Below are 21,972 nucleotides of genomic sequence, written 5' to 3' on the forward strand. Positions count from 1 at the left end.
ATGTCACCTCACGATGGTCGCGACGGGGAGCTTCTCGATCCGGATCGCCGACGCCTTGAACTCCGCCGTCCCCGCGATCGGGCAGTTCGCCTCGATCGTCAGCTGGTTGGTGTCCACCTCGTCGGGAAAGTGCATGGTCATGAAGGCGAGCCCGGGCCGCAGCGCGGGGTCGACCCACACCGGCGCGACGACCGAACCGCGCCGCGAGGACACCTGGACCTCCTCGCCGACGACGACCCCGTACCGCTCGGCGTCCTCCGGGCTGATCTCGACGTACTCGCCGCGCCGCAGCGGGGAGGCGAAACTCCCGCTCTGCACACCGGTGTTGTACGAGTCGAGCCGTCGCCCGGTGGTGAGGCGGACCGGGTACTCCTCGTCGGTGAGGTCGACCGGAGGATCGTGCTGGACGATCCCGAACGGCGCCGCCATGCCGCGCCTGGCCGGGTCGGTCTCCCACAACCGGCCGTGCAGATAGGTCGGTTCGACCTTCTCGGTGCTCGGGCAGGGCCACTGGATGCCCTGCTCCTCCGCCAGGCGTTCGTACGTCATCCCGTAGTGGTCCGGCGACACCGACCTGAGCTCGTTCCAGACCGCTTCGGCATCGGCGTACTTCCACTCGTGGCCGAGCCGGGCCGCGAGCTCGCAGATGATGTCGATGTCCTCGCGCGCCTCGCCGGGCGGGGTGACCGCCCGCCGCACGCGCTGAACTCGCCTTTCGCTGTTGGTCGTTGTGCCGTCGGTCTCCGCCCAGCCGGCGGTGGCCGGGAGGATGACGTCCGCCAGCTCGGCCGTCTTCGTCAGGAAGATGTCCTGGACGACGAGGAAGTCCAGCTCCCGCATGCGCCGTACGGCCTGCTCGCTGTCCGCCTCCGACTGCGCCGGGTTCTCGCCGATGCAGTAGACGGCCTTGAGGGTGCCCTCCTCCATCGCCTCGAACATCTCGGTGAGGTTGAGGCCGTAGTGGGGCTGGATCACGGTGTCCCAGGCCGACTCGAACTTCAGCCGGCTGTCGGGGTCGAGGATGTCCTGGAAGCCGGGCAGCCGGTTGGGGATAGCCCCCATGTCGCCGCCGCCCTGCACGTTGTTCTGGCCGCGCAGGGGCTGGAGCCCGCTGCCGTAGCGGCCGACGTGCCCGGTCAGCAGGGACAGGTTGATCAGCGCGCGGACGTTGTCGGTGCCGTTGTGGTGCTCGGTGATGCCGAGGGTCCAGCACAGCTGGGCGCGCTCGGCGCGGGCGTAGGCGTGGGCCAACTCCTTGATGGCGGCGGCCGGTACGCCCGTCACCTTCTCGGCCAGCGACAGCGTCCACGGCTCGACGAGTGCCTTGTACTCCTCGAAACCGCTGGTCGCGCGCCCGATGAACGCCTCGTTCGCGAGGCCCGCGTGGATGATCTCGCGGCCGATCGCGTGCGCCATCGGGATGTCGGTGCCGACGTTGAGCCCCATCCAGCTCTCCGCCCACTCGGCGGTGGAGGTGCGGCGCGGGTCGACCGCGTACATCCGGGCGCCGTTCCTGATCCCCTTCAGTACGTGCTGGAAGAAGATCGGGTGCGCGAAGCGGGCGTTGGAACCCCACATCACGATGACGTCGGTGTGCTCGATCTCCTCGTAGGAGGAGGTGCCGCCGCCCGAGCCGAAGGCCGCCGACAGGCCCGCGACGCTCGGCGCGTGGCAGGTGCGGTTGCAGGAGTCGACGTTGTTGGTGCCCATGACGACCCGGGCGAACTTCTGCGCCACGTAGTTCATCTCGTTCGTGGCCCGGGCGCAGGAGAACATGCCGAACGCGTCCCGGTTGCGGGCCAGTCCGGCGGCCGCGCGGTCGAGGGCCTCCTCCCAGCTCGCCGGCCGGAAGGGCTCGTCGCGGGAGTCCCGGACGAGGGGGTGGGTGAGCCGGGTGTAGTTCTTCGGAGTACGGTCCCGTTTCCTCATACGGCGCTCCTCATGCGGCGCTCCTCAGCGCGAGCAGGTCCGAGATGGCGTGCACGGTGCGCAGGGTGGGCACCTCCACGCCGGTGATCTCCGCCAACTCGACGACCGCCGCGAGGAGTACGTCGAGTTCGAGCGGCTTGCCCCGCTCCAGGTCCTGGAGCGTGGAGGTGCGGTGGTCGCCGACCTTCTCGGCGCCCGCGAGCCGGCGCTCGATGGAGACGCCGACCTCGCAGCCGAGGGCCTCGGCGACCGAGAGCGTCTCGGTCATCATGATCTCGATGACCTTGCGGGTGCCGCCGTGCAGGCACATCTGCCGCATGGTGGCCCGGGCCAGCGCGCTGATCGGGTTGAAGGAGATGTTGCCGAGCAGCTTGAGCCAGATGTCGTTGCGCAGGTCGGGTTCGACCGGGCACTTGAGGCCGCCGGCGATCATGGCCTCGCCGAGGTCCAGACAGCGTTTGGACACGCTGCGGTCGGGCTCGCCGATGGAGAACCGGGTGCCTTCCAGGTGCCGTACGACACCCGGGCCTTCGAGCTCGGTCGCGGCGTAGACCACGCAGCCGACGGCCCGTTCGGGCGCGAGCACCGCACTGACCGTGCCGTCCGGGTCCACGCTCTCGACGCGGTGGCCGTCGTGGGGGCCGCCATGGCGGTGGAAGTACCACCAGGGGATGCCGTTCTGGGCTGCCACGACGGCCGTGGTGTCGTGCAGAAGAGGCTCGATCAGCGGCCCGCACGCCGCGTACGAGTTGGCCTTCAGACCCAGGAAGACGTAGTCGACCGGGCCGATCTCGGCCGGGTCGTCGGTGGCGTGGGCGCGGGCGGTGAAGTCGCCGCGCGGACTGAGCACCCGCACTCCGTGCTGCCTCATGGCCGCGAGATGCGGTCCACGGGCGATCAGGTGCACGTCGGCACCCGCGCGATGCAGCGCGGCTCCGACGTAGGCGCCGATGGCACCGGCGCCGAGGACTGCAACTTTCACTTCGGAACGCTCCGTTCGGTCGAGGGAGTACCGCGGAGGTGGCTGGGAAGTTGTCGGACCGGCCGGAGAGCGGCCGAATCCTGTCGACGGAATATTGTCTACAGTATGGATAGGGGCTCAGCAAGGGGTCGCGCACGCCCTTCGCCACGGGTTTCCGGACAGCGTTCGACCGTTCGTCGCGCCCCGCATACCGCTCACCGCATACAGTCGACGTGCCGCCTTCTCAACGGACTTGCTCATCCCTACCGTTCGGGATCATGAGTCCACCGCTCGCGCCCCCGGGATGGAGCCGCTGGCTGGTTCCGCCCGCCGCTCTCTCGGTTCATCTGTCCATCGGCCAGGCCTACGCCTGGAGCGTGTTCAAGCCCCCGCTCGAATCCGCGCTCGGCCTCAGCGGCACACAGAGTGCTCTCCCGTTCCAGCTCGGCATCGTCATGCTCGGGCTGTCGGCCGCGTTCGGCGGCACGCTGGTGGAGCGCAACGGCCCGCGCTGGGCCATGACCGTCGCCCTGATCTGCTTCTCGTCCGGCTTCCTGCTGAGCGCCCTCGGCGCGGCCACCGAGCAGTACTGGCTGATCGTCTTCGGCTACGGCTTCGTCGGCGGCATAGGCCTGGGCATCGGCTACATCTCGCCGGTCTCCACCCTGATCAAGTGGTTCCCCGACCGGCCCGGCATGGCCACCGGCATCGCCATCATGGGCTTCGGCGGCGGCGCACTCATCGCCTCGCCCTGGTCGGCCCAGATGCTGGAGTCCTTCGGCAGCGACAGCTCCGGGATCGCGCTGGCGTTCCTGGTGCACGGGCTGTCGTACTCCGTCTTCATGCTGCTGGGCGTGCTGCTGGTGCGGGTGCCGCGCACCGAGAAGCCGGTCGGCGACGGGCCCAGCGCCTTCGACGGACCGCAGGTGTCCGCCCGCAACGCCGTGCGCACGCCCCAGTTCTGGTGTCTGTGGATCGTGCTCTGCATGAACGTGACCGCGGGCATCGGCATCCTGGAGAAGGCCGCGCCGATGATCACGGACTTCTTCGCGAACACCTCCACGCCGGTGTCCATGTCGGCTGCCGCCGGCTTCGTCGCCCTGCTGTCGGCCGCCAACATGGCCGGCCGGATCGGCTGGTCGTCGACCTCCGACCTGGTCGGGCGCAAGAACATCTACCGGCTGTACCTGGGTGCGGGCGCGCTGATGTACGGCCTGATCGCGCTGGCCGGCGACTCCTCGAAGCCGCTGTTCATCCTGTGCGCACTCGTGATCCTCTCCTTCTACGGCGGCGGATTCGCGACGATCCCCGCCTATCTGAAGGACCTCTTCGGTACCTACCAGGTCGGCGCCATCCACGGGCGGCTGCTCACCGCCTGGTCCACGGCCGGCGTGCTCGGGCCGCTGATCGTGAACTGGATCGCCGACCGGCAGGAGGAGGCGGGCAAGGACGGCTCGTCCCTGTACACGATGTCCCTGTTCATCATGATCGGGCTGCTGGCCGTCGGGTTCGTCGCCAATGAACTCGTGCGGCCCGTCGATCCGCGCCACCACGTCCCCGTCCCGGCACAGAAGGAGAAGGAGGCCGCGGATGTCCAGCGACAGCAGTCAGAGTCCGCCTGACCGCCGGGGGCTCATCGCCTTCGCCTGGGTATGGGTGGGGGCGCCGCTCGCCTACGGGCTCTACGAACTCGTGCAGAAGGCGACGCAGCTGTTCACCGGGTAGGTGTTCGGGAGTTGTTCGGGCGTCCGAGGGTCTGAGGGAAGCTGACAACGCGGGCGCCCGTTTCCTGTGGCATCACGTGCCCTCGTACCCGTGAGTCACTGATCAGACTGGTGAATCCCGCTACCCGAAGTTCGAGGGGATCACCAACGATGAACGGCTCGCGCATCGCCGCAGTCGGGCACTATCAGCCCGCCAGGGTGCTCACCAACGAGGAGCTGGCGGGCATGGTCGACACCAGTGACGAGTGGATCACGTCCCGGGTCGGCATCCGCACGCGGCACATCGCCGGGCCCGACGAGCCGGTCGACGAGCTCGCCGCCCACGCCGCCGCCAAGGCGCTCGCGACGGCGGGCCTCGCGCCCGGCGACATCGACCTGGTCCTGGTCGCCACCTCCACCGCCATCGACCGCTCCCCGAACATGGCCGCGCGGGTCGCCGCCCGGCTCGGCATCCCGTCGCCCGCGGCGATGGACGTCAACGTCGTCTGCGCCGGCTTCACCCACGCCCTGGCCACCGCCGACCACGCCGTGCGGGCGGGGGCCGCGGTCCGGGCGCTGGTGATCGGTGCCGACAAGATGTCCGACGTGACCGACTGGAGCGACCGTACGACCTGTGTGCTGGTCGGGGACGGGGCTGGCGCGGCCGTCGTCGAGGCGTCCGAGCAGGCCGGCGTCGGGCCGGTGCTGTGGGGCTCGGTGCCCGAGATGGGGCACGCGGTGCGCATCGAGGGCCAGCCCGCACGGTTCGCGCAGGAGGGGCAGAGCGTCTACCGCTGGGCGACGACGCAGCTGCCGGCCATCGCCCGCCGGGCCTGCGAGCGGGCCGGCCTCGCGCCGCAGGACCTCGCCGGAGTCGTCCTGCACCAGGCCAACCTGCGCATCATCGAGCCCCTCGCCGAAAAGCTCGGTGCGGTCAACGCCGTGGTCGCGCGGGATGTCGCCGAGTCCGGGAACACCTCGGCCGCGAGCATTCCGCTGGCCCTGTCCAAGCTGGTGGAGCAGGGGAGGATCTCCACCGGCGACCCGGTGCTGCTGTTCGGGTTCGGCGGGAACCTGTCGTACGCCGGACAGGTCGTCCGTTGTCCCTGACGCGCGTGTGATGTGACCAACTCCCCGTTTCCCTGGCCTTTGTGCGCCGTAGACTGTAGACGAAAGACAATCAATACTGGCTTTCAGTGACGATCGGCCACGGGATGCAGTCGCCCGGCGTTCGCCCAGGAGGGGAACCGATGTTGTCGACAGGACTACCGCAGGGTGCGGTGCCCAAGCTCGAACGGCCCGGCCCGCTGCGCGACCGCGTCTACGAGGCGCTGCTCGAACTCATCACGACCCGCGCCCTCCAGCCCGGCCAGCACCTGGTCGAGAGCGAACTGGCAGGTCACCTGGGCGTGTCGCGCCAGCCGGTGCGTGAGGCGCTGCAGCGGCTGAACACCGAGGGCTGGGTGGATCTGCGGCCCGCACAGGGCGCGTTCGTGCACGAGCCGACGGAGGAGGAGGCCGACCAGCTCCTCACCGTCCGCACCCTCCTGGAGGCCGAGGCGGCCCGGCTCGCCGCGGCCCACGCGGACAGCGCCGGAATCAAGGCCCTGGAACAGCTGTGCGCGGAGGGCGAGAAGGCCGTCGCCGCGGACGACGTCGACACCGCCGTCGCCCTCAACGCCCGCTTCCACGCGAAGATCATGGAACTCGCCGGCAACGCGGTCCTCGCCGAGCTCGCCGCCCAGGTCGACCGCCGCGTCCGCTGGTACTACACACCGGTCGCCCGCCAGCGCGGCCACCAGTCCTGGATCGAACACCGCGGAATGATCGCGGCGATCACCGACCGCGACGAGGCCGGCGCCACACAGCTGATGCGCGAGCACACGGAGCACACGCGACGGTCGTACCACGCGCGCGGCAAGTCCTGAGCGACCCGCTCGTCGTCGCCGAAGTCGGTAGGGCTGAAGTGCGTGGGATACGGCGTTCCACGCTCACGGCAGCAGGCTGTTCCCGGTGGAGTCCGTGCGCGGGCTGGCGATTTGTACCCAGGTGCCCAGCTCGCGCTGTTCGATGCGGGTGACGCTGGCGGTGAGGGTGCGGTCGCGGGTCCGGGGGTCGGCGTACGGGTCCGCGCCGGTGTAGTAGAGGCGGCGTTCCGCCTCGACGGCTTCGCGGGCCTCGCTGAAGCGCAGGTAGTCGTCCTGCCAGTGGAAGACCGAGCGCAGGCCGGTGATCACGACGACGATGCCGCCCAGCACCGCGGGCACCTCGGTGCTCCTGGACGCCAGGACCGCCGAGACCGGGATCGCGGCGGAGACGAGCAGCAGCAGGGTCTCGGACAGCCGGAAGTTACGGCGGGCCCTGATGGCGGCACGGTGGTACCAGTCGTACGACCCGTTCGCCACGCGCATCGCATAGCCGGGGCCGGTTTCGGGCGAGCCGCCGGACCGGGGTGGAGGGGCGGGAATCAGCCCCGGTTGCCGCAGGCGCAGGGGCGGCCGTCGGGCACGGCCTGGATGTGCCCGATGTCGCCCGCGCTGCCGGTGACACCGCGGTGGACGTCACCGCCCGCGACGATGCCGCAGCCGATGCCGGTGCCGATCTTGACGCAGAGGAAGTCGCCCACGGAGCGTGCGACGCCCGCGTGCTCGCTCTCGTCGTCGCCCCACGGCGGTCTCGGTGTCGGTTCGTCGGCCGAGGATCCCTGAGCCATGCGCGCCCCCCAAAGCACTCCCTGTCAGCAGGGAAAGCGTAGCCAACCGGGCCCCGTTTCAGACCCCTTGAGGCAAACCGACGATCAGCGAGGACGTTTCCGGTCTCGGCCGGCGGCACCCATCTGTCCGCCCTCGCGAGCCTCCCTTTGTCCTGTGAGTGGAGAAAGTTGACGGCAATCTGCGCGCAAGTCCTTCCCACTCCCGGCAGCCACTGCTACGTTCCCCTCGAAAGCAGCCACGGACGTGGCTGAAACCCGGCGCGCTCAGGCCGATTGAGGCGGGGAGGGGCTCGTGAGACGCATGACGGCGCGACCCGCGAACGCTCATCAGGCCAAGCTGCTCAGGCTGTTGCGCGACGGCGGACCCAACTCCCGGGCCCAACTGGGCGATCAGATCGACCTCTCGCGGTCCAAGCTGGCCGTGGAGGTGGAGCGCCTGCTGGAGACGGGACTGGTCGTGGCCGACGGACTGGCCGCCTCGCGCGGTGGCCGCCGGTCCCACAACATCCGGCTCAACCCGGACCTGCGCTTCCTCGGCGTCGACATCGGCGCGACCTCGGTCGACGTCGCCGTCACCAACGCCGAGCTGGAGATCCTCGGACACCTCAACCAGCCCATGGACGTACGCGAGGGCCCTGTCGCGGTCTTCGAGCAAGTCCTGTCCATGGCCGCGAAGTTGAGGGCCTCCGGGCTCGCGGAGGGTTTCGACGGCGCCGGCATCGGCGTCCCGGGACCGGTCCGCTTCCCCGAGGGCGTCCCGGTGGCTCCGCCGATCATGCCGGGCTGGGACGGCTTCCCCGTGCGGGAGGCGCTCAGCCAGGAACTCGGCTGCCCGGTCATGGTCGACAACGACGTGAACCTCATGGCGATGGGGGAGCAGCACGCGGGCGTCGCACGCTCCGTGGGCGACTTCCTCTGCGTCAAGATCGGCACCGGCATCGGCTGCGGCATCGTCGCGGGCGGTGACGTCCACCGCGGTGTCACCGGCAGCGCGGGCGACATCGGGCACATCCAGGCCGTGCCCGACGGCCGCCCCTGCGCCTGCGGCAACCGGGGCTGTCTGGAGGCCCACTTCAGCGGGGCGGCCCTCGCCCGGGACGCGGTGGACGCGGCCCAGCAGGGGCTGTCGGAGGAACTCGCCTCGCGGCTGGAGGCGAACGGCACCCTGACCGCCGTCGACGTCGCCGCCGCGGCCGCCGCGGGCGACGCCACCGCGCTCGACCTGATCCGCGAGGGCGGCAACCGCGTCGGCCAGGTCATCGCCGGACTCGTCAGCTTCTTCAACCCGGGCCTGGTGGTGATCGGCGGCGGGGTGACCGGCCTCGGCCACAACCTGCTCGCCGCCATCCGCACCCAGGTCTACCGCCAGTCGCTGCCCCTCGCGACCGGCAACCTCCCCATCGTGCTGGGGGAGTTGGGCCCCACCGCCGGAGTCATCGGCGCGGCCCGGCTCATCAGCGACCACCTGTTCTCACCCGCGTAAGCCACCTACTCGTACGGCTCACCAGCACCGCACCTCGCACAGCGCTCAGCTTTGCCCTGCTCTGCCTCGCCCCGCCCTGAAACCGGCCCGCACGCCCGCCAAGGGGACCTCATGGCACCAGAACCACCGCTGCTCAGCATGTCCGGAATCACCAAGTCGTTCCCCGGAGTCCGCGCACTCGACGGCGTCGACCTCGACGTCCAGGCCGGTGAAGTGCACTGCCTGCTCGGCCAGAACGGCGCCGGCAAGTCCACCCTCATCAAGGTCCTGGCCGGCGCCCACCAGCCCGACACCGGCATCATCCGCTGGCGCGGCGAGGAGGTCACCCTCCGCTCGCCGATCGCCGCGATGCGCCTCGGCATCGCCACCATCTACCAGGAACTCGACCTGGTCGAGCACCTGTCGGTCGCCGAGAACGTCCACCTCGGCCATGAGCCCACGGCCGCCGGCTTCGTCGTACGGGGAAAGGTCGCGCGTTCCTCAACGGCCCAGCTCCTCAAGCGACTTGGGCACCCGGAGATCGATCCAGCCCGCCTGGTGGGGGAGTTGTCGGCGGCCCAGCAGCAGATCGTGTCGATGGCCCGGGCCCTCTCCCACGACGTACGGCTGATCGTGATGGACGAGCCGTCCGCCGCCCTCGACCCGGACGAGGTCGACAACCTCTTCCGTATCGTCGGCGACCTCACCGGAGCCGGAGTCGCCGTCGTCTACATCTCGCACCGCCTGGAGGAGATCCGCCGGATCGGCGACCGGGTGACCGTGCTGAAGGACGGGCGGGCCGTGGCGGGCGGACTCCCGGCGAAGTCGACGCCGACGCGTGACGTCGTGGCGATGATGACCGGGCGCAATGTCGAGTACGTCTTCCCCGAGCGGCCCGCGAAGGACGCGACGGGCGGGCAGCCGCTGCTGGAGGTCCGGGGCCTTGCCCGGGACGGCGAGTTCGAGCCCCTCGACCTGACCCTGCGGCCCGGTGAGATCGTCGGGCTCGCCGGACTGGTGGGCTCGGGGCGCTCGGAGATCCTGGAGACGATCTACGGGGCCAGGAAGCCCACCGCCGGTCAAGTCCTCGTGGAGGGGCGGGCGTTGCGGGCCGGCAGCGTACGGGCCGCCGTGCGCGCGGGGCTCGGGCTCGCCCCCGAGGAGCGCAAGGCGCAGGCCCTGCTGATGCTGGAGTCCGTCACCCGCAATGTGTCGGTGTCGTCCATGTCCCGCTTCTCGCGTGGCGGCTGGATCGACCGGGCCGCCGAACTGGGCGCGGCGCGGGCCGCCACCCGGGAGCTGTCACTGCGGCCCGACAACCCGTCGGTGCCCGTGCGCACCCTCTCCGGCGGCAACCAGCAAAAGGCCGTCCTGGCCCGCTGGCTGCTGCGCGGCTGCCGCGTCCTGCTGCTCGACGAACCCACCCGCGGCGTCGACGTCGGCGCCCGCGCCGAGCTGTATGCCGTGGTCCGGCGACTGGCCGACGAAGGCCTCGCCGTGCTCCTGGTCTCCAGTGAAGTGCCCGAAGTACTGGGCCTCGCCGACCGTGTCCTGGTGCTGCGCGAGGGCCGTGTCGTACACACCGCACCCGCGCGCGAACTCGACGAACACCGTGTCCTCGACCTCGTCATGGAAGGAAGCCCGGCGTCATGACGCAGCATGCCTCCCCGCCCCGGGACAGCACCGGCAAGGTGCCGTCGGCCGGGTCCGCGCCCGCCTGGCGGGGCCTGATGGCCCGCGCCGACCTGCGCACTCTCTCCCTGCTCGGCGTTCTCGCCGCGCTCATCGTCATCGGCGGCATCACCAAGCCGGACGAGTTCCTGGACACCCGCAACCTCCAGCTCGTCCTCACCCAGGCCTCCGTCATCGGCGTCGTCACCGTCGGCATGACCTTCGTCATCGTCTCCGGCGGCATCGACCTCTCCGTCGGCGCGATCGTCGCGCTCGCCTCGGTGTGGGCGACCACGGTCGCGACCCAGGAGTACGGCTTCGCCGGCATCCTCTTCACCGCGGTGGTCGTCGGGGTGGGATGCGGGCTGGTCAACGGAGTGCTGATCGCGTACGGCGCCATGGTGCCGTTCATCGCGACGCTCGCCATGCTGGCGTCCGCACGCGGCCTGGCACTCCAGATCACCGACGGCAAGACGCAGATCGTCACCATTCCCTCGGTGCTCGACCTCGGCGAGCGCGACGCATACGTCCTCGGCATCCCGCCGCTGGTCATGGTGTTCGCGGTCGTGACGATCATCGGCTGGCTGATCCTGAACCGGACCACCTTCGGACGGCGCACGGTCGCCGTCGGCGGCAACGCGGAGGCGGCCCGGCTCGCCGGCATCGACGTGCGCCGCCAGCGGCTCTACCTCTACCTGCTGTCCGGGCTGTGCTGCGGTATCGCCGCCTTCCTGCTGATCATCCTGTCCGGCTCCGGCCAGAACACCAACGGCAACCTCTACGAACTCGACGCCATCGCGGCCGCGATCATCGGCGGCACCCTGCTCAGCGGGGGCCGCGGCACCATCGTCGGCTCCGTGCTCGGCGTCCTGATCTTCACCACGATCACCAACATCTTCGCCCTGAACAACCTGCAGAGCGACGTCCAGCAGATCGCCAAGGGCGCGATCATCGTCGCCGCCGTGCTGGTCCAGCGCCGTACCGCAAGCACGACCTGAGGAAAGGGTTCACCGCCATGCCAGAGCTCACCAGTCGCAGAGGGCTGCTGTTCGGAACCGCCGCCATAGGTGCCGGTGCCCTCCTCGTAGGTTGCACGAGCAATGAGTCCGACGACGAGCCGGCCGCGAACGACCAGCCGGCCGCCGACGACAAGCCCGGCAAGGAGGTCACGATCGGCTTCGCCGGTCCGCAGGCCGACCACGGCTGGCTCAACGCGATCAACGACAACGCCAAGAGCCGGGCGAAGAAGTACTCCGACGTCACCCTGGAGATCACCGAGGGCTCCAACGACACGGCCGCGCAGATCGGCCAGATCGAGACCCTGATCAACAAGAAGGTCGACGTGCTGGTGGTGCTGCCCGCCGACGGCAAGGCCCTCACCCAGGTCGGTCTGAAGGCGATGCGCGCCGGCATCCCGGTCATCAACCTGGACCGGATCTTCAACACCCCGCAGGCGTACCGCTGCTGGATCGGCGGCGACAACTACGGCATGGGCCTGAACGCCGGGCACTACATCGGCGAGAAGCTCAAGGACAAGTCCGACGCCAAGGTCATCGAACTGGCGGGCCTGGACAACCTGGAACTGACCAAGCAGCGCACCCAGGGCTTCGACGACGCCCTGAAGAACTACCCCAACATCAAGAAGGTGGCCCGTCAGGCGGCCGAGTTCACGGTCGAGTCCGGGCAGGCCAAGATGGCGCAACTGCTGCAGGCCCAGCCGAAGTTCGACGCGCTGTGGAACCACGACGACGACCAGGGCGTGGGCGCGCTGCGGGCCATCGAGCAGGCCGGGCGCGACGACTTCCTGATGGTCGGCGGCGCGGGCGCGCTGTCCGCGTTCCAGGCGATCAAGCAGGACGACGGCGTCCTCAAGGCCACGGTCCTGTACCCGCCGACCATGGCCGCGTCCGCCATCGACCTGGCCCGTGCGCTGGGCCAGGGCAAGGGCGTCGGCGGCATGGCCGAGTTCGAGATCCCCGCCTCGATCACGCTGTACTCGGCGGTCGTCGACAAGGCCAACGTCGACCAGTACATGCCCACCGGCTTCAAGTGAGGCGCACCCTGCCCGACGCGGCCGAGGGGTCCGTCGGGCAGGGCCGGGAGCGTTCTGTGGATCGAGCCGACCTGGGCTGCGGGGGTGCTGGGAGCTCGGGGGTTTCGGGAGCTCGTGGAGTTCGTACGGCATGCGGTAGGGCCCGTACGGCACCGCTCGGATCCGCGCGACGGCCGGCGAGGTCCGCAAGGCGCTCCCCAACCCCCCACCGCGGTACGACGACGAGGAGGACCATCGCATGGGACAGCCGCAGCAGCCCGACGAGGCGCAGGCACGGGCCACGCACTCCGAGGGGGGAGTGCAGGTCACGGGGGCCCGCAAGCCACCACTGCGCGTCGGTATGGTCGGCTATGCCTTCATGGGCGCCGCCCACTCGCAGGGCTGGCGCACCGCGGGCCGGGTCTTCGACCTCCCTCGGACTCCGGTGATGGCCGCGATCTGCGGGCGGGACGCGACGGCCGTGCAGGCCGCCGCGGAACGGCACGGCTGGGAGACGGCGGAGACCGACTGGCGGGCGCTCATCGCGCGGGACGACATCGACCTCGTCGACATCTGCACCCCGGGCGACAGCCACGCCGAGATCGCGCTCGCCGCGCTGGCCGCGGGCAAGCACGTCCTGTGCGAGAAGCCCCTCGCGAACACCGTCGAGGAGGCCGAGGCGATGACCGCGGCCGCCGAAGAGGCTTACGGGCGCGGTCAGTTGGCGATGGTCGGCTTCAACTACCGCCGTGTGCCCGCCACCGCGCTGGCCCGCAGGATGGTCGCCGAGGGCCGCCTGGGCAACCTGCGCCATGTGAGGGTGACGTACCTTCAGGACTGGCTCGTGGACCCGGAGTTCCCGCTGACCTGGCGGCTGCGCAAGGAGCTGGCCGGTTCGGGCGCCCTCGGCGACCTGGGCGCGCACATCATCGACCTGGCGCAGTACCTGGCCGGGGAGCACCTCGGCGGGGTGTCCGCCCTGACGGAGACCTTCGTGAAGGAACGCCCGCTGCCGGGCGGCCCCACGAGCGGTCTGTCCGCCGTCTCCGCGAACGGGGCCGGTCAGGTCACCGTCGACGACGCCGCCCTGTTCACCGGCCGCTTCCCCTCCGGCGCCCTCGCCTCCTTCGAGGCGACCCGCTACGCCACCGGCCGCAAGAACGCCCTGCGCATCGAACTCAACGGCTCACAGGGCTCGGTCGCCTTCGACCTGGAGCGGCTCAACGAACTCGCCTACCACGACGGCACCGAACCCGGTGCGCACGCCGGTTTCCGCCGCATCCTCGTCACCGAACCCGACCACCCCTACCTGGACGCCTGGTGGCCGCCGGGCCACGGCCTCGGCTACGAGCACACCTTCGTCCACCAGGCCCGCGACCTGGTCCACGCCATCGCCGAGGGCCGGCAGCCCGAGCCCTCCTTCGCCGACGGGCTGCAGGTGCAGCGCGTGCTCGCGGCGGTGGAGGAGAGCGCCGAGAAGAACTCCGTCTACACCCCGATAGCGGTCTGAACCACCCCGATAGCGGCCTGAGGAGGCTGACGCGCAATGCCGCGTACGTTCACGCTGTTCACCGGCCAGTGGGCCGACCTGCCGCTGGAGGAGGTCTGCCGGCTCGCCCGCGACTTCGGCTACGACGGGCTCGAACTCGCCTGCTGGGGCGACCACTTCGAGGTCGACAAGGCCCTAGCGGACCCGTCGTACATCGACTCCAGGAAGGCCCTGCTCGACAAGTACGGCCTCAAGTGCTGGGCGATCTCCAACCATCTGGTCGGCCAGGCCGTCTGCGACGCCATCATCGACGAGCGCCATCAGGGGATCCTGCCGGGCGAGGTGTGGGGCGACGGGGACCCGGAGGGTGTCCGGCAGCGCGCCGCGGCCCGTATGAAGGACACCGCGCGCGCCGCGGCAGCCTTCGGCGTCGACACGGTGATCGGCTTCACCGGCTCCGCGATCTGGCATCTGGTCGCCATGTTCCCGCCCGCGCCCGAGTCGATGATCGAACGCGGCTACGAGGACTTCGCGACCCGCTGGAACCCCATCCTCGACGTCTTCGACGAGGAGGGCGTCCGGTTCGCGCACGAGGTCCATCCCAGCGAGATCGCCTACGACTACTGGACGACCTGGCGGGCCCTGGAGGCCGTCGGGGGCCGCCCCGCCTTCGGCCTGAACTTCGACCCCTCCCACTTCGTGTGGCAGGACCTCGACCCGGTCGGGTTCCTGTGGGACTTCCGCGACCGCATCTACCACGTCGACTGCAAGGAGGCCCGCAAGCGCCTCGACGGCCGCAACGGCCGCCTCGGCTCCCATCTGCCGTGGGGCGACCCGCGCCGGGGCTGGGACTTCGTGTCGGCCGGGCACGGTGACGTGCCCTGGGAGGACGTCTTCCGGATGCTGCGGTCCATCGACTACAAGGGCCCGATCTCCGTGGAGTGGGAGGACGCCGGCATGGACCGGCTCCAGGGCGCCCCCGAGGCGCTGACCCGGCTCAAGGCCTTCGACTTCGAGCCGCCCAGCGCGTCCTTCGACGCCGCGTTCAACAGCTGAATCCGCGCACCCGGCGCAGGTCGGGGACGGGGACCGGAAGCACCGCCGGTCCCCCCTCCGACCTGCACGGATCCCGCTTTGTCCTGCGATGGGAAAAAGTTCAACCGATCCTGACGCAAGGGGTGTTCGCCCCGGACGGACGCGGTTACCGTCCCTGAAGTGTTCAGGACACACACAGAAGTGTTCAAGGGACACCGAAGTGTTCAGGACACACCGCAGGGTCCAGGACACACCGCAGGGTCCGGTCCAGGACACACCGAAGTGTTTACGGCACAGCCCCCTCCGGGGTGACGGCGCACCCCGGCGCCCGCACGGCACGTCTACGCACCCACCCAGTACGGCCCACCCGTTCCCGGAGGGACTTCGTGCACAGAACGAGACTCAGAAGCACCCGCACCCCGAGGCGTTCCAGGCTTCGCACCTCCCTCGCCCTGTTCACCGGCCTGCTCCTGGCCGTGGGCGCCCCGGCCACCGTCGCCGGTGCCCACCCCGGCCACCCGGAGCACGACGAACCGGCCGCCGCCGAAGGGCAGTTCCAGCAGGTACCGCTCGCCAAGGGCGAACCCGAGATGGGCGAGCCGATGTCGCTCGCCGTGCTCCCGGACCGCAGCGTCCTGCACACCTCGCGCGACGGCACACTGCGCCTCACCGACCAGGGCGGCGTCACCAAGGTCGCCGGCAAGATCCCCGTCTACAGCCACGACGAAGAGGGCCTCCAGGGCGTCGGCATCGACCCGGACTTCAAGAACAACCGGGCGATCTACCTCTACTACGCCCCGCCGCTGGACACCCCCGCGGGCGACGCCCCGGAGTCCGGCACCGCCGAGGAGTTCAAGAAGTTCGACGGCGTCAACCGCCTCTCCCGCTTCGTCCTGAACGCCAACGGCACCCTGAACACGGCCAGCGAGAAGAAGGTCATCGACGTCGCGGCCTCCCGCGGTACCTGCTGCCACGTCGGCGGCGACATCGACTTCGACGCGGCCGGCAACCTCTACCTGTCGACCGGCGACGACACCAACCCCTTCGCCTCCGACGGCTACACGCCGATCGACGTCCGCCAGGGCCGCAACCCCGCCTTCGACGCCCGCCGCAGCGCCGGCAACACCAACGACCTGCGCGGCAAGCTCCTGCGGATCAAGGTCGCCGAGGACGGCTCGTACACCGTCCCGGAAGGGAACCTCTTCGCCCCGGGCACGGACAAGACCCGTCCCGAGATCTACGCGATGGGCTTCCGCAACCCGTTCCGGATGAGCGTCGACGACAAGACAGGCATCGTCTACGTCGGCGACTACGGCCCCGACGCCGGCGCCGCCAGCCCCAGCCGGGGCCCGGCCGGACAGGTCGAGTTCGCCAAGGTCACCAAGGCCGCCAACTTCGGCTGGCCGTTCTGCACCGGCAACAACGACGCCTACGTCGACTACGACTTCGCCACCGGCACCTCCGGCGCGAAGTTCGACTGCGCCGCCCCGAAGAACACCTCGCCGTACAACACGGGCCTCACCGACCTGCCGCCCGCGCAGGCCGCCTGGATCCCGTACGACGGCGGCTCCGTGCCCGAGTTCGGCACCGGCTCCGAGTCCCCGATGGGCGGCCCGGTCTACCGCTACGACCCCGACCTCGACTCCAAGGTGAAGTTCCCCGAGGCCTACGACGGTGACTTCTTCGCCGGTGAGTTCGGCCGCCGCTGGATCAAGCGGATCGAGCAGAACGACGACGGCTCCGTCGCGAAGATCAACGACTTCCCATGGACCGGCACCCAGATCATGGACATGGAGTTCGGCCCCGACGGCGCGCTCTACGTCCTCGACTACGGCATCTCCTGGTTCCAGGGCGACGAGCACTCCGCGCTGTACCGGATCGAGAACGCCGAGGACGGCTTCTCGCCGATCTCCGAGGTGAGCGCCGACAAGACGTCCGGAGCGGCCGGCCTGAAGGTCAAGTTCACCGGCGCGGCCAAGGACGCCGACTCCCCGGACCTCACCTACAGCTGGGACTTCGGCGACGGCACCAAGGGCGAGGGTCTCAACCCCACCCACCAGTACAGGAAGGTCGGCACCTACACGGCCACCTTCACCGCCAGGGACCCCGAGGGCCACACCGGCAACGCCAGCACCCGGATCGTGGTCGGCAACACCGAGCCCAAGGTGCGGATCGACATCCCGGGCAACGGGACCATGGCGGAGTTCGGCAAGCCCGTCCCGTTCAAGGTGACCGTCACCGACCCCGAGGAGACGGTCGACTGCTCCAAGGTCAAGGTCGCCTACAGCCTCGGCCACGACTCCCACGCCCACGAGCTGACCAGCGAGATGGGCTGCGAGGGCACCCTGACACCGCCCGCCGGTGACGGCGGTCACGACCCCAACGCCAACATCTACGGCGTCGTCGGCGCCAGTTACACCGACGGAGGGGCGAACGGCCAGGAGACGCTGACCGGCACCGCCCGCGCCGTGCTCCAGCCGCTGCACCGCCAGGCCGAGCACTTCGGCACCCAGTCGGGCGTGAAGGTCTACGACAAGACCGGAGCCAACGGCGGCAAGACCGTCGGCGACATCAACGACGGCGACTGGATCGCCTTCACCCCCTACCGGTTCGACGGACAGAAGAAGATGACCGTGCGGGCCTCCTCGGGCGGCGCGGGCGGCTTCATCGAGCTGCGCACCGGCTCGCCCGACGGACCGCTGCACGGCTCGGCGTACATCCCGCCGACCGGCGGCTGGGAGACCTTCCAGAACGTAGACGTGCCGCTGCGCGCGCTGCCCAAGGGCACCACGGAGATCTACCTGGTCTTCAAGGGCGGCGAGGGCGCGCTGTACGACGTGGACGACTTCGAGTTCTCCAAGGAGCCGTTCAGGGGCGGCAAGAAGGTCCTGGTCTTCTCCAAGACCGCCGGCTTCCGGCACGACTCCATCCCGGCCGGCATCGCCGCCCTGAAGGAGCTCGGCGCCCCGGCCGGCATCACGGTCGACGCGACCGAGGAGGCCCGGCAGTTCACCACGACCAACCTCGCCAAGTACGACGCGGTGGTGTTCCTGTCCACCACCGGTGATGTGCTCAACGCCGATCAGCAGAAGGCGTTCGAGGACTACGTGGCGGGCGGCGGCGGGTACATGGGTATCCACGCCGCAGCCGACACCGAGTACGACTGGGCGTTCTACGGCGGACTCGTCGGCGCCTACTTCGACTCGCACCCGGCCATCCAGAAGGCCACGGTCCGCGTCGAGGACCACGACCACCCGTCGACCGCGCACCTGGGCGACGCCTGGGAGCGCACCGACGAGTGGTACAACTACCGCACCAACCCGCGTGAGCAGGCCAAGGTCCTCGCCACCCTGGACGAGACCACCTACCAGGGCGGGAACATGAAGGGCGACCACCCGATCGCCTGGTGCCAGAGCTACGGCGGCGGCCGGTCCTTCTACACGGGCGGCGGCCACACCAAGGAGTCCTACGCCGACGAAGCCTTCCGGGCCCATCTCCTCGGCGGCCTCCAGTACGCCACCGGCCAGGTGAAGGCGGACTGCAAGCCGAGCAAGGACTACCGGAAGATCTTCAACGGCCAGACCCTGGACGGCTGGAAGCAGGCCGGCCCCGGCACGTTCAACGTCAAGGACGGCACCCTGGAGACCGAGGGCGGCATGGGCCTGCTCTGGTACCAGGCCAAGGAGCTGAAGTCGTACTCGCTCAAGCTCGACTGGAAGATGCAGGGCGACGACAACTCCGGGATCTTCGTGGGCTTCCCGGCCTCCGACGACCCCTGGTCCGCGGTGAACAAGGGCTACGAGATCCAGATCGACGCAACGGACGCGCCCGACCGCACCACGGGCTCCGTCTACTCGTTCAAGTCGGCGGACATCAAGGCCCGTGACCGGGTTCTGCGGCCGCCCGGCCAGTGGAACTCCTACGAGATCAAGGTCCAGGGCGAACGCCTCCAGGTGTTCCTCAACGGAGTCAAGATCAACGACTTCACCAACAAGGACCCCGAGCGGAGCCTGACCGACGGTCACATCGGCCTCCAGAACCACGGTGCCGACGACCAGGTCTCCTTCCGCAACATCCAGTTGAAGGAACTGCCCACCACGGGCGGCTGAGCGGCGGCGGGCGGGGGACGCCGGACCCCCGCCCGCCGTCTTTGTCCCTCCCCCCGGGGGTCCGCGCACGACAAGGAGGCTGCCCATGTCCGCGTCCCTCTCCCGACCGCGTGTGGGAGTGTGGCTGACCGGAGCCCGAGGCTCCGTCGCCACCACCGTCGTCACGGGGTGCGCCGCCATCACCGCGGGGCTGCATCCGCCCACCGGCATGGTGACCGAGAGCGCAATTTTTGCCGGCAGCGGCCTACCCGCGCTGTCCGACCTCGTCTTCGGCGGCCACGACACCCTCGACTGCCCCCTGCCCAAACGCGCCGAGACCCTGACCGCCGGCGGCGTCCTCCCACCGGGCGTCGCCACCGCCGTCACCGCCGAACTCGCCGCCGCGGACCGGGAGATCAGGCCCGGTGGCCCCACCCCGGGGGACACCAGGAGCGAGGCCGAACTGATCACGGCCTTCGCCGACGACATACGCGACTTCGTGCACCGCCACGAGCTGGAGCGGGCCGTGGTGGTGAACGTCGCCTCCACCGAACCGGCGTCCCAGGGGCCCGACGCTCCGCTGCCCGCCAGCACCCTGTACGCACTGGCGGCCCTGCGCGCGGGCTGCCCCTACGTCAACTTCACCCCGTCCGAGGGCATGCACCACCCCGTCGCCGCCCGCGAGGCCGAGCGGAGCGGCCTGCCCTACGCCGGCCGGGACGGCAAGACCGGACAGACACTGCTGCGGGCCGTGCTCGGCCCGATGTTCGCGCAGCGGGCGCTGAGGGTCCGGGCCTGGTCCGGAACGAACCTGCTCGGCGGCGGCGACGGCGCCGCCCTCGCCGACCCGGCCGCCGCGGCCGCGAAGAACGCCGGCAAGGAACGCGTCCTCGCCGACACCCTCGGCACCGTCCCCGAGGGCGAGGTGCACATCGACGACGTCCCGGCCCTCGGCGACTGGAAGACCGCCTGGGACCACATCGCCTTCGACGGCTTCCTCGGCACCCGCATGATCCTCCAGACCATCTGGCAGGGCTGCGACTCGGCCCTCGCGGCCCCCCTGGTACTGGACCTCGCCCGCCTCACCGCCCGCGCCCACGAGGCCGGCCTGACCGGCCCGCTCGCCGAACTCGGCTTCTACTTTAAGGACCCGGTGGGGGACGGCCCCGCGAGCCTGGGGGAGCAGTACGCGGCGCTGACGGGACTGGGGGAGCGGCTCCGCCCGCCGGGCGGGGACAGGAACGGGAACGGGCGTGGGGCGACGGCCCCGGGTGGGGACGCCGCCCGGGGAAATCGTCATCCGCCAACCCCTTGACGTCTGTCTGGACATTCGCCAGGGTGTTCCACCACAAGCAATCGGGTGCACGATGCGCAACGAATTTCTGTTGAAAGGCTCGGCGCGTGGCAGACCTGTACGTGGATGGCGAATGGCGGGATCCGGTGGCAGGCGGTCACCGGGAGATCCGATGTCCCGCTGACGGCACGCTCGCGGCGACCGTCTCCGAAGCGACCCGCCCCGACACCGAGGCCGCGATCGCCGCCGCGCGCCGCGCCTTCGACGCGGGGCACTGGCCGAACACCCCGGAACGGGAGCGTGGCGCGCTGCTCCTGCGCACCGCCGACATTCTCGAACGCGACGCCAAGGACTTCGCCCGCGCCGAGTCCTTGGACACCGGCAAGCGGCTGGTGGAGAGCGAGTACGACATCGCCGACGTCGTCTCCTGCCTCCGGCACTACGGCGGACTCGGCGGCACCGACGCGGGCCGCGTGATCGACACCGGCCGTGACGACGCCGTCAGCCGCGTCGTGTACGAGCCGGTCGGCGTGTGCGGACTGATCACCCCCTGGAACTACCCGCTGCTGCAGGCCAGTTGGAAGGTCGCCCCGGCGCTCCTGGCCGGCAACACGATCGTCCTCAAGCCCAGCGAGCTCACCCCCTCCACCTCCGTCCTGCTGATGCGGGCGCTGGAGGAGGCGGGACTCCCGGCCGGCGTCGCCAATCTCGTCCTGGGCGCGGGACCCGAAGCGGGCGCGCCCCTGTCCGAGGACCCCCGCGTCGACATGGTCTCCTTCACCGGCGGCCTGGACACCGGCCGGCGCATCATGGCCACCGCCGCCGCGACCGTGAAGAAGGTCGCGCTGGAGCTCGGCGGCAAGAACCCCAACGTGGTCTTCGCCGACGCCGACTTCGAGACCGCCGTGGACTTCGCCCTCACGGCCGTCTTCCTGCACTCGGGACAGGTCTGCTCGGCCGGCGCCCGGCTCATCGTCGAGGACTCGCTCCACGACGCCTTCGTCGACGAGGTGGTGCGCCGTGCCCGCCGGATCCGCCTCGGCGGCCCCTTCGACCCCGACGCCGATACCGGTGCGCTGATCTCCGCGCAGCACCTGGAGAAGGTCGAGGCGTACGTCGCCTCCGGCCTCGCCGAGGGCGCCGTACTGCGCTGCGGCGGCGCGCGGCCCGACGACCCCGCGCTGGGAGGCGGCCACTACTACCCGCCCACCGTCCTCGACGAGTGCCGGCAGGACATGCGGGTGGTGCACGAGGAGTCCTTCGGGCCCGTGCTCACCGTGGAGCGCTTCACCGACGAGGACGACGCCGTACGCATCGCCAACGACACCGAGTACGGACTCGCCGGAGCTGTGTGGACCCAGGACGCCGGCAAGGCCCAGCGGGTCGCCCGGCGGCTGCGCCACGGCACGGTGTGGATCAACGACTACCACCCCTATGTGCCGCAGGCGGAATGGGGTGGCTTCGGGCATTCGGGCGTGGGCCGGGAACTGGGACCGACCGGCCTGAACGAGTACCGAGAGCCCAAACACATCTGGCAGAACATCCAACCCCGGCCGCAGCACTGGTTCCGCGGCTGAACGCCGAAAGAAGGTCGA

At 70.3% G+C, this 21,972-nt stretch carries 16 protein-coding genes and 1 pseudogene; 13 read left to right on the forward strand and 4 right to left on the reverse strand.

The window, feature by feature from the left end; genetic code table 11:
• Positions 1-3 precede the first annotated feature (3 nt).
• Both EAO75_RS17515 and EAO75_RS17520 read right to left on the reverse strand, forming a co-directional pair.
• On the reverse strand, positions 4-1,929 hold the full coding sequence (locus tag EAO75_RS17515; protein WP_147995973.1) for a molybdopterin oxidoreductase family protein: 1,926 nt from the start codon (positions 1,927-1,929) through the stop codon (positions 4-6).
• A gap of 10 nt (positions 1,930-1,939) precedes the next feature.
• Positions 1,940-2,911 carry a 2-dehydropantoate 2-reductase gene (locus EAO75_RS17520; RefSeq protein ID WP_147995974.1) on the reverse strand — a complete coding sequence of 324 codons (972 nt, stop codon included), beginning with the start codon at positions 2,909-2,911 and terminating at the stop codon, positions 1,940-1,942.
• 257 nt (positions 2,912-3,168) lie between these two features.
• Here EAO75_RS17520 and EAO75_RS17525 point away from each other — a divergent pair, with 257 nt between their 5' ends.
• From EAO75_RS17525 to EAO75_RS17535, 4 genes are all read left to right on the forward strand, one after another.
• Positions 3,169-4,512, forward strand: a complete 1,344-nt coding sequence (locus EAO75_RS17525; RefSeq protein WP_147995975.1) for an OFA family MFS transporter — start codon at positions 3,169-3,171, stop codon at positions 4,510-4,512.
• Entirely contained in the window at positions 4,481-4,615 is a 135-nt protein-coding gene (locus EAO75_RS47445) for a hypothetical protein (RefSeq protein ID WP_261989325.1), read from the forward strand. Before EAO75_RS17525 ends, EAO75_RS47445 begins: the two co-directional genes overlap by 32 nt.
• A gap of 149 nt (positions 4,616-4,764) precedes the next feature.
• Positions 4,765-5,703 carry a beta-ketoacyl-ACP synthase III gene (locus tag EAO75_RS17530; protein WP_147995976.1) on the forward strand — a complete coding sequence of 313 codons (939 nt, stop codon included), beginning with the start codon at positions 4,765-4,767 and terminating at the stop codon, positions 5,701-5,703.
• A gap of 140 nt (positions 5,704-5,843) precedes the next feature.
• Entirely contained in the window at positions 5,844-6,521 is a 678-nt protein-coding gene (locus EAO75_RS17535) for a GntR family transcriptional regulator (RefSeq protein ID WP_147995977.1), read from the forward strand.
• Positions 6,522-6,584: 63 nt separating this feature from the next.
• Here the strand turns inward: EAO75_RS17535 and EAO75_RS17540 are convergent, their stop codons facing one another.
• Complete coding sequence (locus EAO75_RS17540) at positions 6,585-7,004, reverse strand: DUF4231 domain-containing protein (RefSeq protein ID WP_147995978.1); 420 nt, start codon at positions 7,002-7,004, stop codon at positions 6,585-6,587.
• A gap of 59 nt (positions 7,005-7,063) precedes the next feature.
• A pseudogene (locus EAO75_RS17545) lies at positions 7,064-7,243 on the reverse strand (ROK family protein); the annotation flags it as partial.
• A 364-nt stretch (positions 7,244-7,607) separates the two neighbouring features.
• Here EAO75_RS17545 and EAO75_RS17550 point away from each other — a divergent pair.
• The 9 genes from EAO75_RS17550 (at position 7,608) to EAO75_RS17590 (ending at position 21,954) form a co-directional block, all read left to right on the forward strand.
• A complete protein-coding gene (locus EAO75_RS17550; RefSeq protein WP_147996056.1) occupies positions 7,608-8,789 on the forward strand; it encodes an ROK family transcriptional regulator in 1,182 nt (393 codons plus the stop codon).
• A 111-nt stretch (positions 8,790-8,900) separates the two neighbouring features.
• Entirely contained in the window at positions 8,901-10,421 is a 1,521-nt protein-coding gene (locus EAO75_RS17555; RefSeq protein ID WP_147995979.1) for a sugar ABC transporter ATP-binding protein, read from the forward strand.
• A complete protein-coding gene (locus EAO75_RS17560; RefSeq protein ID WP_147995980.1) occupies positions 10,418-11,437 on the forward strand; it encodes an ABC transporter permease in 1,020 nt (339 codons plus the stop codon). Before EAO75_RS17555 ends, EAO75_RS17560 begins: the two co-directional genes overlap by 4 nt.
• A 17-nt stretch (positions 11,438-11,454) precedes the next feature.
• Positions 11,455-12,492, forward strand: a complete 1,038-nt coding sequence (locus tag EAO75_RS17565; protein WP_147995981.1) for a substrate-binding domain-containing protein — start codon at positions 11,455-11,457, stop codon at positions 12,490-12,492.
• Positions 12,493-12,730: 238 nt separating this feature from the next.
• Positions 12,731-13,981 carry a Gfo/Idh/MocA family protein gene (locus tag EAO75_RS17570; protein ID WP_147995982.1) on the forward strand — a complete coding sequence of 417 codons (1,251 nt, stop codon included), beginning with the start codon at positions 12,731-12,733 and terminating at the stop codon, positions 13,979-13,981.
• A 36-nt stretch (positions 13,982-14,017) separates the two neighbouring features.
• The gene (locus tag EAO75_RS17575) at positions 14,018-15,016 is read left to right on the forward strand and encodes a sugar phosphate isomerase/epimerase family protein (protein ID WP_147995983.1); all 999 of its coding nucleotides are present in this window, start codon (positions 14,018-14,020) and stop codon (positions 15,014-15,016) included.
• Between the two features lie 365 nt (positions 15,017-15,381).
• Positions 15,382-19,104 carry a ThuA domain-containing protein gene (locus EAO75_RS17580; RefSeq protein ID WP_147995984.1) on the forward strand — a complete coding sequence of 1,241 codons (3,723 nt, stop codon included), beginning with the start codon at positions 15,382-15,384 and terminating at the stop codon, positions 19,102-19,104.
• 85 nt (positions 19,105-19,189) lie between these two features.
• Entirely contained in the window at positions 19,190-20,398 is a 1,209-nt protein-coding gene (locus tag EAO75_RS17585; protein ID WP_147995985.1) for an inositol-3-phosphate synthase, read from the forward strand.
• 86 nt (positions 20,399-20,484) lie between these two features.
• Positions 20,485-21,954, forward strand: a complete 1,470-nt coding sequence (locus tag EAO75_RS17590) for an aldehyde dehydrogenase family protein (RefSeq protein WP_147995986.1) — start codon at positions 20,485-20,487, stop codon at positions 21,952-21,954.
• Positions 21,955-21,972 lie beyond the last annotated feature (18 nt).

The sequence above is a fragment of the Streptomyces sp. UW30 genome (assembly GCF_008042075.1).
Taxonomy (GTDB): Bacteria; Actinomycetota; Actinomycetes; order Streptomycetales; family Streptomycetaceae; genus Streptomyces.